The sequence below is a fragment of the Enterococcus sp. GPZ-007 genome (assembly GCF_059374735.1).
This window is the reverse complement of sequence record NZ_JCAFYN010000021.1, coordinates 15,470-29,228: the sequence shown is the minus strand read 5'-3', so window position 1 is coordinate 29,228 and position 13,759 is coordinate 15,470. Positions and strand designations below refer to the sequence as shown.

At 40.6% G+C, this 13,759-nt stretch carries 14 protein-coding genes and 2 riboswitches; of the genes, 4 read left to right on the top strand and 10 right to left on the bottom strand.

What is annotated here, in order from left to right:
• Positions 1-14: 14 nt before the first annotated feature.
• From cbiB to AC4J95_RS11955, 5 genes are read right to left on the bottom strand one after another with little or no spacing between them, the layout of a single operon-like run.
• Positions 15-968, bottom strand: coding sequence for an adenosylcobinamide-phosphate synthase CbiB (gene cbiB / locus AC4J95_RS11975; RefSeq protein ID WP_494550087.1), 954 nt, complete (start codon positions 966-968; stop codon positions 15-17).
• Positions 965-2,320 carry a cobyrinic acid a,c-diamide synthase CobB gene (locus AC4J95_RS11970; protein ID WP_494550086.1) on the bottom strand — a complete coding sequence of 452 codons (1,356 nt, stop codon included), beginning with the start codon at positions 2,318-2,320 and terminating at the stop codon, positions 965-967. Before AC4J95_RS11970 ends, cbiB begins: the two co-directional genes overlap by 4 nt.
• Complete coding sequence (locus AC4J95_RS11965; protein ID WP_494550085.1) at positions 2,211-3,200, bottom strand: GHMP family kinase ATP-binding protein; 990 nt, start codon at positions 3,198-3,200, stop codon at positions 2,211-2,213. The genes AC4J95_RS11970 and AC4J95_RS11965 overlap by 110 nt, the downstream gene beginning before the upstream one ends.
• Complete coding sequence (cobD, locus tag AC4J95_RS11960) at positions 3,191-4,261, bottom strand: threonine-phosphate decarboxylase CobD (protein WP_494550084.1); 1,071 nt, start codon at positions 4,259-4,261, stop codon at positions 3,191-3,193. The genes AC4J95_RS11965 and cobD overlap by 10 nt, the downstream gene beginning before the upstream one ends.
• A 21-nt stretch (positions 4,262-4,282) precedes the next feature.
• Positions 4,283-4,783 carry an ECF transporter S component gene (locus AC4J95_RS11955; protein ID WP_494550083.1) on the bottom strand — a complete coding sequence of 167 codons (501 nt, stop codon included), beginning with the start codon at positions 4,781-4,783 and terminating at the stop codon, positions 4,283-4,285.
• Positions 4,784-4,898: 115 nt separating this feature from the next.
• A riboswitch (cobalamin riboswitch) is annotated at positions 4,899-5,070 on the bottom strand.
• A gap of 581 nt (positions 5,071-5,651) precedes the next feature.
• Here AC4J95_RS11955 and AC4J95_RS11950 point away from each other — a divergent pair.
• Positions 5,652-7,163 (top strand): amino acid permease, encoded by a 1,512-nt coding sequence (locus AC4J95_RS11950; RefSeq protein WP_494550082.1) that lies wholly within the window; start codon positions 5,652-5,654, stop codon positions 7,161-7,163.
• A gap of 26 nt (positions 7,164-7,189) precedes the next feature.
• Positions 7,190-7,642: a precorrin-2 dehydrogenase/sirohydrochlorin ferrochelatase family protein gene (locus AC4J95_RS11945; protein WP_494550081.1), complete on the top strand. Its 453-nt coding sequence runs from the start codon at positions 7,190-7,192 to the stop codon at positions 7,640-7,642.
• Between the two features lie 47 nt (positions 7,643-7,689).
• On the opposite strand, the gene AC4J95_RS11940 is transcribed toward AC4J95_RS11945, so the two are convergent.
• The 5 genes from AC4J95_RS11940 to AC4J95_RS11920 all read right to left on the bottom strand — a co-directional run bounded on the left by AC4J95_RS11940 (position 7,690) and on the right by AC4J95_RS11920 (position 12,433).
• The gene (locus AC4J95_RS11940) at positions 7,690-8,262 is read right to left on the bottom strand and encodes a TetR/AcrR family transcriptional regulator (RefSeq protein ID WP_494550080.1); all 573 of its coding nucleotides are present in this window, start codon (positions 8,260-8,262) and stop codon (positions 7,690-7,692) included.
• An 8-nt stretch (positions 8,263-8,270) separates the two neighbouring features.
• On the bottom strand, positions 8,271-8,771 hold the full coding sequence (ilvN, locus tag AC4J95_RS11935) for an acetolactate synthase small subunit (protein ID WP_494550079.1): 501 nt from the start codon (positions 8,769-8,771) through the stop codon (positions 8,271-8,273).
• Entirely contained in the window at positions 8,758-10,443 is a 1,686-nt protein-coding gene (gene ilvB / locus AC4J95_RS11930; protein ID WP_494550078.1) for a biosynthetic-type acetolactate synthase large subunit, read from the bottom strand. Before ilvB ends, ilvN begins: the two co-directional genes overlap by 14 nt.
• Positions 10,444-10,557: 114 nt before the next feature.
• Positions 10,558-11,214, bottom strand: a complete 657-nt coding sequence (tenA, locus tag AC4J95_RS11925) for a thiaminase II (RefSeq protein WP_494550077.1) — start codon at positions 11,212-11,214, stop codon at positions 10,558-10,560.
• A gap of 156 nt (positions 11,215-11,370) precedes the next feature.
• A riboswitch (TPP riboswitch) is annotated at positions 11,371-11,462 on the bottom strand.
• A 62-nt stretch (positions 11,463-11,524) separates the two neighbouring features.
• Positions 11,525-12,433, bottom strand: coding sequence for a DUF2268 domain-containing putative Zn-dependent protease (locus AC4J95_RS11920; RefSeq protein WP_494550076.1), 909 nt, complete (start codon positions 12,431-12,433; stop codon positions 11,525-11,527).
• Positions 12,434-12,565: 132 nt separating this feature from the next.
• Between AC4J95_RS11920 and AC4J95_RS11915 the strand changes: the two genes are divergently transcribed.
• Positions 12,566-13,294 (top strand): DUF2087 domain-containing protein, encoded by a 729-nt coding sequence (locus tag AC4J95_RS11915; RefSeq protein WP_494550075.1) that lies wholly within the window; start codon positions 12,566-12,568, stop codon positions 13,292-13,294.
• Positions 13,295-13,318: 24 nt separating this feature from the next.
• The gene (locus tag AC4J95_RS11910; protein WP_494550074.1) at positions 13,319-13,756 is read left to right on the top strand and encodes a VOC family protein; all 438 of its coding nucleotides are present in this window, start codon (positions 13,319-13,321) and stop codon (positions 13,754-13,756) included.
• Positions 13,757-13,759: the final 3 nt, after the last annotated feature.

Genomic DNA, 13,759 nt, shown 5'->3' with positions numbered 1-13,759 from the left:
GTCTGCCCCTTCTCTTAAAAATAATAATTGATAATAATTGCTGCGATACTGAATACGATCAAACTAAGAACCGCCGTCGCATACAACAATGCATTCGCCGTCAAAATATCTTGCGGCTTGGCCGTACGAAGAGAAACACCAATCGTTGGTTTATAAATCTCAACGCCATGATAGAGATGTGTTCCGCCAAGTTGAATTCCTAACGCGCCGGCTACGACTGCTTCAGGGTAACCGCTATTAGGACTTTTATGATTCCGACAATCCGTTTTCCCAACCTTCCAAGCATTCGCTGTATTTAGCCGTAATACCTTCGACGCTGCTAATAAATAGAGCCATGTCAAGCGAGCCGGAATAAAATTCCAAAGGTCATCCATTTTTGCAGAAAACCAGCCGATTGCCCGATATTTTGGTGTCACATAGCCCACCATCGAATCCAGTGTATTGACTGCCTTGTACATCATTGCTAACGTAGGACCGCCAAGAAATAGACATAGCAGCGGAGCAATCACACCATCACTCGTGTTCTCAGCCACTGTTTCGATGGTTGCTTTCGTAATTTCCTCTTTTGATAACTCATTGGTATCTCTTCCAACAATCATTCCTACTTGCTTACGGGCATTATCCAAACTATCGTGCATCAGCTTCTGATAAACTTTTCGTCCCTCCAGCGCTAAGCTTTTCGTCGCCAGTGTAGTGTATGCCAAATAGACGTAACAGAATGTTCCAAGAAAAGGATGGATTAGAAAACCAATTCGTAAAATTCCGTAAGTTGCAAGTCCCGACCCGCATACCGTGATGAGCCATAAGATGACACCCCAACGATATTTTTCCTGATCATTTTTCGTTTGTGTGAATCGTTCCTGAAACCATGCGATAAAGTTTCCCATCACCTTGATCGGATGGGGCCAGCTATAAGGATCGCCGATCAATAAATCCAAAATAAATGCGGTGATAATCCAATGAATCATAGGCCCGTCCTCACTTGCTCCAACATATTCAACAAAAAGTCCGCACTTTGATAAAAATGGAGATGCATATAACTGGCAAATGTATTCTTCAGCTGGTAACCGCCTGTCCAGCGTTTCACTACTTCTCCATCACGTTTTTTAGTCATTTCTAAAACAGTCGGCTCTTGGCTGGTAAAAATCGAATGATGAAATTCATGTCCAACCACTGTCGTTCCTTTTCTTCCGATTAACGTATCCTGCTCCAGTTTTCCGTAACAGTAGCCGAATTTTCGCAGGCCCGAAGTCATTTCACTAACTCCAGCAAAAATTCCCACCATAGGATAATAGTACTCGCCACTGTTGAAACCTGAACCTAAATACATCAAACCGCCGCACTCGGCTAATATGAATGCTCCCTGCTCGTGCTTTTCTTTGATGCTCTGACGCATCTCTTGATTTTCAGAAAGCTCTTGAGCAAACTCCTCTGGATAACCGCCACCAAAATAGTACAGGTCCGCTGCAGGAAGTTGATTATCCTTCATTGGACTAAAGATAATCAGCTCTACGCCATAAGCTGTCAATAACTCAAGATTGTCTTGATAATAAAAATGGAACGCTTCATCTAAGGCGTAGGCTACCTTAATCCCAGAGAATTGCGGATAATTTGGCGATGAGTAAGATACCTTTTCGTTGGGAAGTTTCTCAAAAAGCCCGTTAAGATCAAAGGTGCGATCCAAAGACTCTGCGACTTGTTGAATCTTCTCTGTGGCATCGCTGATTTCTCGGTCAGGTACCAGCCCTAATTGTCTGGAAGGCAACTCTACACCCTTTTCTCGTTTCAAATAACCAAAAACTGGAACATTCGTATAGGTTTCCACAGCTTTTTTGATCAGCTGATAATGGGTTTCAGAAGCAACCTTATTGATGATCACTCCGCAAATCATTAAGTCAGGATCAAATTCGGCAAAACCTTTTACGACAGCTGCTACCGATGTTGAAGCTGATTGTCCGTTGACTACCAGCAGGACTGGACAATTTAACTGCTTAGCGACTCCAGCACTAGAACAAAAATCTTTGTCCACACCTAATCCATCAAAAAGCCCCATTACTCCTTCAATCACACAAATATCGGCGTGCTGAGCTTCCTTTTCGAATAGCAGTTGTAAACGGGTACTATCTTGAACTAAAAACATATCTAAATTGCGAGAAGGTTTGCCTGTAATTCGCGTATGATATTCGGTATCGACATAATCTGGACCAACCTTATAAGGCTGGATTTGAAAGCCTCGATTTTGCAAAAGCTTCATTAATCCAAGTGTGATCGTCGTTTTTCCTGAGCCGCTGGAGACGGCTGCGATCATCAGCTTCTTCATTCTTTCCCCTCGCTTCTATCAGTTGTACGCCTTCATAACAGCTTTCATGAACCTTCACTTTTGAATACCAGCGAGACAGTTCGGAACGCTGAATCACAGCTAATGTTGCAGGAATTTCTGCTAACGTCTCAATCATTATCCCGACTACTGAACCGCTGTGAGCAACATTAATCCCCAGCCATTGATGACATTGCTGAAGTTTTAGTAGCTCTGCAAAATAAGGCTTGGGTAAAATCTCCTGATTTAGTACAGCACTTTGCATGGCCGCTTCACCCAGTTTTTGCAGTGACTTATCTTTGACCGCTTGTTGGTAATGCCGAAACACTTCTGCAAAACGTTCTCGCTGTTGATAAAATAGGCGATCATTTTCCACTGAATGAAAAACATCTGTTGCTAATGTTTCTTCTGGCTCCAAAACGATCACATAAAAATGGGGTGCCCACCCGCTGCTCTCTCTAACTGAACCATTCTTTTGTTCAAATAAAGTGAGCGTTGGAAAAAGGATGCTGTCTGTTCGCTCAATGGCTAAGCAAATATCGACTATTTCATCCCTGGAAAGCTGTTTTCCATAATAACCAGCGACAGCTTGACAAGTCGCAGCAATATCCGCAGTACTGCTGGCCATTCCTTTAGCCACAGGTAAATCCGAATCAATCTCAAGCAAAAAATTATCAGCTTCTCTGCTTGAAACTTCTAAATATGTCAATGTTTGTCTTAAAGCCTCTTCAACTTTTGGTTTGGACGCTTCAGGATTTTTTTCAGAACTGATTGTCACCCGTGAAAAACGATTGATCCCATAACTAACTAATTTTTGCGAATCTCCGAACCAGCCTTGAATAAGTTCCCCGCATGAACCGGGACAGGAAGCAGTCACTCGCATAATATCGCCTCCAATGCTTGGAGTAATGCCTGATTATCTTCTCTTGACTTAACCGCTATCCGATAATATTTCTGGGTCAGGCCTTTAAAGCTGTTGCAGTTTCGAATCAGAATATTTTTTTTAATCATTTTTTTTTGTAGACAGCCGGAGCCAAGATAACGAAAGAAAAGAAAATTTGTCTGGCTGGGAAATAACTCCAGCTCTTTATAAGCAGATAAGCCCTTTTCCAAAAAATCTCGTTCCTGTGCAGTATATCGCTGGCTGTCTTTAATAAACTGTTCCTCTTTCAACGCTTGTTGACCTGAAAGATCAGCAAATGTATTAATGTGCCATGGCACAGTTTTCTCTTCGATATCAGCTAGGATCGCTCGATTACTTGTAAGCAAGTAACCCAAACGCAAGCCGGGAATCGCAAACATTTTTGTCATTGATCGAAAAATGAACAAGTTCGAATAGTCTTTAAGTGAAGAAATAAGAGAATTTTCTTCTCTTGTAAAATCAACAAAAGCTTCATCTACTATTAATACCATTCCATTTTCTCGACAAAATGCGAATAATTCATTCAGTTCACTCTGCTTCAGCAATTGCCCCGTTGGATTATTCGGATTGCAAATACAAATACCCGTTGCCTGCTGCTTTATTGCTGACTGTATCAATTCTGAAATTGACCACTGAAAATCTCGCTGCTCTAAATTGAAATAGCAAAATTCTGTTTGCTGCTGGCTAAATGCCGCCTCATATTCCATGAATGTCGGTGCCAGCAAAAGCAGCTTGTCTACCTTGAATGTTCTTCCCAGCATAAAGATTGCTTCAGCGGCACCGTTGGCCGGGTAAACAAATTCTTCTGGAAGCTCGTGAAAAGTAGCAATTGATTGGATTAACGAACGATATCGAATATCCGGATAATGAACTAGCTCCTCGATACCTTTAGTAAGAACCCCCTTGACCCCCTCAGGAATACCCAACGGATTGATATTTGCACTAAAATCTATCAAACGGTCCTTGTCCATTTGATAGATTTCACTGATTTCTTGAATGTTTCCACCATGCTTAACTGCCATAACTACGACTCCGCTTCTAGATTATTTTAGAAATATCGCTTCTTTATATTTCTGAGGAATTCCTAAAATCACCATTTCAGACAATCCCAAATTCACGACGGTTGCGAGGGTCAACGGTACGAAAAGCATAAATACGACTGGTCCCATCAAAGGATAAAGCAGAAGCAGATCTAATGGTACATTGATCACATAACCTACAAGCATCGAGACCACTGATGCCACTATTTTGTTCTTTTGCAGTTTTTTACGGGTCCAGCTATAGAAGAACATACAAGCCGCCATCAAAACTGCAATGATCAAGTGGATCGGTAAAGTATTAGGGAAGCCGGATAGCAGAGCCGAGATCATGTGTCCGAAAAAACCTAAGAATGCGCCTGCGGCCGGTCCCAAAATAATTGCTCCAATAAATGCGGGAAAAGAATCCAGTGCGATCGAACCTAAAATTTTGATGTTTGCACCAATCACACATAGCGCTAGCAAGAGTGCCAATGTTGCCAATTTCTTTGTTGAATACTTCATCATAAATTCCCTCCTTAAAAAATAAAACACGACGAGTCCAGTAAAGATGGTCTCGCCGCGTTTTTTTATTTGTCTAAACACACCAAATAAGTAGCCAGCAAAATAATCTTCCCAATCCAATTATTTAAATATCTGAGCAAGGTATCCTGACTTTGCATCAACTTACTTTCTCGCCTTCCCGAAAAGTGGCTTCTGAGAGTTCATCCGCATATACAGTAGAAAGGGGCTGTTGAGGATTTTCACCTCATTCCCTTGTTCAGTTATTAATTATTCAGTTTCCATTATTATAGCAAACGTTTCCAGTCAATCTTGACGTTTTTCTAAAAATCAGCCACATTGTGCTAATTTTATAAAAGAGAGAGCAATATTTTACTATACTGAAAACCAGAAACAAAATCGATTGAAAAAGCTAAAGAAATTAGTCATATGTGCAACCCGATCTCAAAAACAAGCAACTGGAGACTTTTCCATCTCAATTAGATGCAAATGATTTTTAATAGAAAGCCCCTATACTCAATTCAGTTAGGGGTGAGTTGTCATAAAGACAGCTAGACATCTAACTTCACTACTTACAGTAAAAAAAATTTTCCAATCCATTCTCTTGATCAACTTCAACAATAGTGCCCTCATTTTTTTATCCTACTCCCCTATATTCAATCGGCATATTTCAGCCAAATTTTGTTATTTCGTATTAAAAAAAGCAAGATATTGCTATTATCCTTTTCACGATCTCATAATCATTGATTTATCAGTCATCTCGATCTTCTGTAGCAATCCTATTTTACTAAATCAATTCTTTTTGATTTATATTTCATCTTGTCTTTTGTTTTGAAAGAAAATAAGATGGAGAAAAGACCTTCAGGAGCAGACGATGACTAAAAAGAATTCTTCACAAAATTTGATCTTAATCATTACCACCACCGTGTATTCATTTTCTAGTATGATCTCAGCGTTTTTCATGCTTGGAAGTCAATCACTTATTTGGTTTTTCATCAGTGCTCTGTTCTATTTTATTCCTTATGCGCTGATCGTTGCCCAATATACCAAAAAATACGCCCATCGTTCAGGAGCGATCTATGATTGGTTAAAGGAATCACTCTCGCCTAAAGCCGCCTTCACTACCGTCTTTTTATGGTACAGCAGCTACTTCATTTGGATGATCAGTCTATTCATGAAGATTTTGATTCCGATCTCCATCCTGATCTTTGGACGGGATATCACTGCGACCATCGATTGGTTTGGAATTCCTCCACAGATTTGGTTGGCGTTATTCTCTATCCTGGCAGTTATTTTTATCACTTGGATGAACAAACGCGGCTTCCAAGTCATTTTTAGATTTTTGCACATTAGCGGCTATGCGATGGTGGGATTGTTGATACTTTCTCTTGCTGGCAATTTAATTTTGATTTTTAGGAATCCCGGTCAGGTTATGGCAAATATCAATCACAGCCTTACCGTACAAAGCTTTTTCCATGGTTCTTCCAGTCGCTTATTATCGCAATTGCCCTTTTTCATATTTTCTATCACTGCATTTGGCGGATTGGATACGATTGCCAGTCTCGCTGACAAAACCAAAAAAAGCCGCAGCAGATTCCCGCGGGCAGTGATTATCAGTTCGTTTATCGTGTTATTATTATATGTCAGCGGCATCGTTATTTGGAGCTGTGCAAACAACATTGAAGGCCTGCGGAACTCCACTTCATTGCATCTTGGAAATCTTATGTACGGTGTAATGGAACAATTGGCAAAAACATTAGCAGTCAGCTTCAATCTCTCTGCTGGTTCAACTCATTTATTAACGCAGATTTTTATCCGTTACACAGCGCTGACAATGGGCTTGGCTTACCTAAGTCTGCTTAGCTCGATAAGCTACGGACCATTAAAAAGTTTGATCAAGAGTACTCCGAAAATATTTTGGCCGAAGTTTTCCGCCTTGAATAAGAATCAAATGCCGGAGAATGCGCTTTGGGTCCAAGCCTTGCTTATTTCATTGTTTATTGGCCTGCTTTCATTTAGCAATACCTTCTTGTCTGAGTTATTTAATCAATTGACTTACATGACAAATGTTTCGCGAGCGATCCCTTACTTTATCGTAGCCGCCAGCTTCCCTTTCTCTTTAAGAAAGCGGATCATCCAGAAGGAATCGTTGATTATCAAAAGTAATTCCTTAAACTATCTTTTTTCCATAAGTGTCTGTGTTTGTATTTTTGCCGCAATCGCCTTTCAAATTTATGAACCGTTGAAATTAGGAAATTACCTTAATTTCTCAACCTTACTGTTAGGACCGGCATTCTTTGGTGTGCTATCTCACTTTATCTATTTTCGCTTTGAACAGAAGAAAGCCTTAACGAATCTTTCTAAACAGAACAGCGACAATCCCTAAAATCATTTACTAAGGAGCGAAGGCTTATGTACCCCATCTTAATCGATATCAAGCAGTTTTCGATCTTAGTGGTCGGCGGCGGAAAAATAGCCACGCGAAAGGTTTGCGGGCTGATGGAAGCAGGTGCGAAACCGATAGTTATCGCACCAAAATTTTCAGAAACTCTGATAAACGCCAAAGAGAATGGTTTAGTGATATTGCGGGAACGATCTTTTCAATATGGTGATACGAACGGTTTCCAGGTAATTTTTATTTGCACTGATAACGCCGCAGTCAACCAAGCCATTTTGAACGAAACGACGTCGCGTCAGCTTGTGAATGATACAACGAACCAAAGCAACAGCAATTTTTTCAATATGGCTTTGATCAAGGAAAAAGATTTTGGCATTGCATTGACTACTGGTGGAGAAAACCCAAAGAAAACAAAGTTGTTGAAAGAAAAGATTCGTGGTCTTTTAAAAGGAATCTCTTTAGATTAAAAAGCGCTCGAGCGTACCAATAATTTATTGGCGCACTCGAGCATTTTTTATTTCAACCCGTGGATGAAGCGTTCCGTCGAATGAGATATAAAGTTTGCTGCTTCTCGTTCATATTGTTCACTACTGGAATAGGCATGCAGAAAAGCAAAGCCGATCATACTGGAGAAAATAACCTCCGCTGATTCTTTCGGATCACGGATTTCAATCTCTTTTTTTCTCACCATTTCGATGAAATAATCCGCCAGCAATTTAATGAAGGCAGCCGGAATTTTTCTCACATAAGGCATCGTTTCTTCGTAAATTTCTTGCGCACGAAGTCCTAGTGAAAAGCGAACAATTTCCGGTGTTACTTGTTTCAGATATTCCTCCATTATCAGTCGCAAATCCTTGGCTAAATCCCACTGAAAACGATTAATAATGTTTTTGTTCACAGAAGGAACCCAATCCGCCTCTCTTAACGTCGCCAACAACAATTCTTTCTTGCTGCCGAATTGCCGAAACAGCGTCGCCTCATTCACCTGCGCTTCTTTTGCGATATCCTTTGTTGTCATATCACTGTAGCCTTTTTCTACTATTAATTTTCTAGTTGCTGCCATGATATTCGTACGGGTATTTTTCATACAAGTTTTTACTCCTTCGTAAGCCCTGCGATCGCCACACTCCCTCCCCGAATCACTTCGATTTCTTTAGTGATGCACTGACGGAGCTGATCAATTAATTGATCATTCTGCAGCTCGCTGTTTACACTTTCCAGCAGCAGCTTTTCTTCTGAGCGATCAATAATTGAAAATGCGAATCTTTGCTTTAGCGCAATAATTTCATTTTCTGAGTTTTCATGACAAGGAAGCTTAATATACATCACTTCTTTCGCATGAATCGGGATATTGGTATAATCAATGACTTGGATCACTTCGATCATATTACTTAACTGATGCTTGACCTGCTCAAATGTACGATCATCACTAAAAAGACTGATCGTCATTCGTGAAATATCTTTCGATTCTGTTTCGCCAACAGTCAAACTATTTAAATTATACAATTTCCCTGAAAATAATCCAGAGACTCTCGCCAGTACGCCAATTTCATTTTCAACAAAAACGCTTAGCCATTTCTGTTCAGTCCTTTTCATAAACTATCATTTCCTTTAAGCTTTGACCCGGAGCAACGATTGGCATGACTTTTTGTTCTGTCTCCAGTATGAACTCTAGTACAAAGGTTTCATTTTGGTTCTTCTTTGCTAGCATGAAGGCACCATCAATTTCCTCTTCACTCGTGATTCTCAGCCCGTCTGCTCCATAGCTGTGAGCTAATGCGATGAAGTCTGGCACGTATGGGCGGTCCTTCTCTTTCAGTATCGTGTAGGAATAACGTTTTTCATAAAACATCTCCTGCCACTGACGGACATTCCCCAAACTTCCGTTATTAAAAATACAGATGATGATCGGAATCTTCTCCTGCATAACCGTAGCAAGCTCCTGAAGATTCATTTGAAACCCGCCATCACCAGTGATCGTTAAAACATCCTTCTCAGGATTTCCCAATTTTGCCCCAATCGATGCTGGGAAGCCAAAGCCCATTGTTCCTAATCCGCCTGAAGTCAATAATTGTCGATCTTTCGTCACCTCAAGAAATTGAGTCGTCCAAAGCTGGTTTTGCCCGACATCTGTAACCACGATCGCGTTGGTAAAATGTTGATTGATTTTTTTGATGATCGTCTCTGGTGTCAATCCCGTTTCATTCATGTGAACAGGCAAAGCATCGTTCATTTTTTTGATCTCTTTTAACCACTCTCTGCGGTCTGATGTATGGAGCAAACGAGTGATTCTTGGCAGAGTATCCTTGATATTCCCAACTAATCTGATTGAGGAATCAACATTTTTATCAATGATTGCTGGATCAATATCCAAGTGAATCAATTTTGTTGCAGGACAAAAACTTGCAGCATTTCCAGTTACGCGATCATTTAGCCGAGTCCCCAAAGCAAAGAGCACATCACTATTCGTCATCGCTTGGTTCGCTGCATAGCTGCCGTGAATTCCGACATTGCCAATATAATTTGGATGATCGCTGGGCAATGCTCCCTTGCCCATGATCGTAGTAGCGACTGGCACGTTATATTTTTCGATGAATGCCAATAATTCTTTATGAGCTCTTCCACGATGAGCACCGCCGCCAATCAGCAAAACAGGCTTTTGAGCGCTGTTCAACATTCCGGCCGCTTCTTCCAATTTTTCAATAGGAATAGTTTGATTTTTTCGACCGCCCCGGATCTCGACCTCTTCCGGATAGTCATTTGACCCAAGCTCTTGTTGAATATTTTTGGGAATATCCACCACTACCACTCCCGGTTTGCCTGACTGGGCAATCACAAAAGCTTTCTTCAAAATCGTTCCTAATTCTTCTCGTTTCTTGACTGTCACTGCGTATTTGGCAATTGAACGGCAGATTCCCACCATATCGACTTCTTGAAAAGCGTCCTTTCCAATCAGTTGTGTTGAAACCTGACCTGTAATACAAACTAGTGGAGATGAATCATACCCGGCTGTAGCGATACCCGTGACTAAATTGGTCGCACCTGGTCCGCTGGTAACCATACAAACGCCGACTTTCCCAGTAGAGCGGGCATAACCATCCGCCGCGTGAATCAAACCTTGTTCATGCCGTGGCAAAACGACACGAAACTCTGTTCTCTGATAGAGCGCATCAAACAAATCAATCGCCTGCCCACCCGGATAAGCAAAACAAACTTCAACCTTCTCTTCAACTAATGCCTTAACAACCAACTCAGCTCCCGAAATCATTTTACACGCCTCCTATTAATGCAAGTATTGACTTGCATTCTACATTTGCAATTGCCTGTTGTCAATCGTTTTCAACATAAAAAGACCGTTCTTTTCCGAACGATCTTCTTAGAGTTACCATTTTTCTAAATTCACTGCCATTTCCCAAAAGGCATATTCCATTTTGCTACTGATCACGAATGCCTCGATCATCTGTTGCTGCTCTTCTTTTGAACTCTCTTCATACAAACGATCTAAGAGTGCGCGTTCCTTCTTTATTCCTTCAGCTGCTGCTTCACCCGCATAGGTCTCGATCCAACGCTGATACAACGGATGGGACGATCCCGCCTCAATCAAGCGAATTCCGATTTCTTGATAAAGCCAAGCACAAGGCAACATTCCCGCAAAAGCACTATTTGGTGTACCGTCTATCAGTTGACGATACATATGGGAAACGTAGTGATAAACCGTGGGTGCAATTGCTGTTTCTAGGATTTCTTTATCGCTGATTGCTAATTCTGAAAAGAATTCCTCACGAATCGCCAGTTCGCCTAACTTAAGGTTCTCCGCATTTTCTCTTAATTGAGTTTGAACCGCTTGATCCTCTGTTTGTTCGGCGATGAGACTGTATAGCTTACTGAAATGTTCAAGATAATAGCGATCTTGTAACAAATAATAACGAAAAATCTCGGGTGCTAGCTTTCCAGCTGCCAACGATTGAACGAAGGGATGCTCGAAACTTCCATCCCAATAACGTGCTGCTTCTTTTCTTGCAAGTTCTGTAAATGTCATTAAACTGCTCCTTTTATTAAATCTAATCCAACCAACAACAAACTTTCTTAATGCAACATAAAAACCTCCTTTATTCTCTTTAGAATGAAAAGGAGGCTCTAACATTAAAAAACATGCATAAGAAAACCCGACCACAAAAAAGCGGTCGGGTGCACATTTCTTTACGTCACACATTCCCTGCGCCAGTCCTAACTGTTTCAGGTTCAATGGGTATAATCTCAGCTTCAAAAGCACCCCTAGTGTCATTCAATTAGTGAAAGTATAGCATACCTGTTTTAGAAAAACGACTGGTATTTTAAGTCCTCACTACTTAATCAAATATTTTAGACTCTTTTACGATCGTTTCACTAGGAGTCAAAGTCGCTTCGGCAATTGTTGTACCGGTGTTTTTTAGATAATCTTTTACAAGGTGATAACCAATCGTATAACCGGCGTTCCTTGAAAGGCCTACTGGTTGATAGCCTTGTTCTCGTGCGACTTCATCACCATACATATACGCGGAAACTTGATCAAAGCCGCGTGCTTCTCGACCATCTTTCATCACCGCGATTGTGTACTCCAGCTCTTCATCGTCATAGTCCTGTACCCACGGTCCCCGCTGCTCGATTCCGTAAAGCTCCTCAGCGAAAACTTCCGCCAACCCTTCAATAACTAAATAGTCCTCAACACTAATATCCCCATGATTGAAAGGCTCATAAGTAAAACGGACATTATGGTTAAATTCATGAGCCAAAGCCGACTTTAATCGAGTACGATTGAACTCATTTGGCACAACGATCAACAGGATATAACCTGGTATCCCGCCAAATCCACTATAGCCCTCACTCGCCATCAAGACACTATTTTCTGGATCCCCCAATAAAATATTTACGATGAATTCATCGACGGGAATCTCATAGCCGATCTCACTAAAATATTGAGCGCTCTTTCTTAACACTTGGCGACATTCTGAGAATATCTCAGTTTTCTTCAGCGATGCTACATTTGATTCAATCAGACTCGTATTTTTGCGCGGTGTCCAAATGCCTAACATCTCTGAAGCCATCACTACATCATATCCTCCTGGAGTTTTTGGAGTAAGCGGTGCATTCAGATACTGCCACATTTCTTCGAGCGGCTGCATTATTTCGTAACGAAAAGCATTTTCGTCTACCTGTTCTTTCAAGCACCGTTCATAAAAAGACAGTGAATCGATGATTGTCACTTTAAAATCATTCATGATAAATCCCTCCCTGATTCTTATCATAAGGGTTGCCGTTGCGTGAAGGTCAAGAAAATAATCATTCTCGATTTGCAACTATATTTGCAAACATATTTTAATTATGTTAGCATATTTATAGGAGGAGAAATTATGAAGAGTGAATTGACGATTGAAGAAATCAAAAAGGGGTATTCAAAAAAGGGAGAATTTCTTTTTAAATGTTTGTATTGTGATCAAACCTTTGATGATCGTTTTGTCTATCCAATCAGTGAATCAAACAGCCAATTAGCCCGAGCTGAAGGCGCGATGATTTATCATTTGAAGCACGAACATGATGGTCCTTTCGACGCCTTGGTAAATCTTGATAAAAATCAAACGGGATTAAGCGAAACACAAAAAAACTTTTTGACTTTATTTTCTAAAGGATTCGATGATCAGGAAATTGCTGATCAGCTGAACATTACGACTTCAGCTGTAAGAAATCATCGCTTCAAATTTAAGGAAAAGAAACGCCAAGCGAAAATTCTTCTGGCCTTACTGGAATCAATTGATGAAAAGGAGCACATTGATTTTACTGCGAACTCCTTAATTGATTCAGATGAACGTTTTGTCTCCACTAAAACTGAGCGAGAAAAAGTCTTCAGTGTTTTTCTCGATGAGAATGGTAAGGCGACTCAAATACCAACAAAGGAGAAAAAGCGGATCATTTTGATTCAAAAGCTGGCGGAAAACTTTGTGACAGAAAAGCAATATACTGAAAAGGAAATTAATGAGATCATTTCTGAGATGTTCGACGACTATGTCACGATCAGACGCTATCTTATTGAATATGGAATTTTAGGTCGAACTGTTGACGGCACGACCTATTGGAAAATATAACTATTTTGGAACGGAGGTTTAACCATGGTATCACCAATGAAGATTGATCATTTGCAAGTCACAGTGAAGGATATTGATTTGGTCGAAGGTTTTTATGATGGATTTATGGAAGCTCTGGGGTTTGATTTAAGTAAAAAAATCAAAGTTTATTTGGAAGAGCTGGATATGAACGTCATCGAATACCTCGATAGCTCCTATGATTTTGGTATCTGCTCCGCTCTGAGTGAATACCAAAATGAGACCGTTCATCGCAGAAAACCTGGAGCTGTTCATCACATTGCCTTTCGAGCAGCTTCTAGAAGTGAAGTCGATCGAATCTATCAAACGGTTCTCACACTCGGGGCTGAGATTTTAGATGAACCGCAGATTTTTCCACAGCATGGACCAAATTACTATGCCCTCTTCTTTAATGATCCGGATGGAATTAAATATGAGATCGTTAATAACGATGATCATGAATAGAAA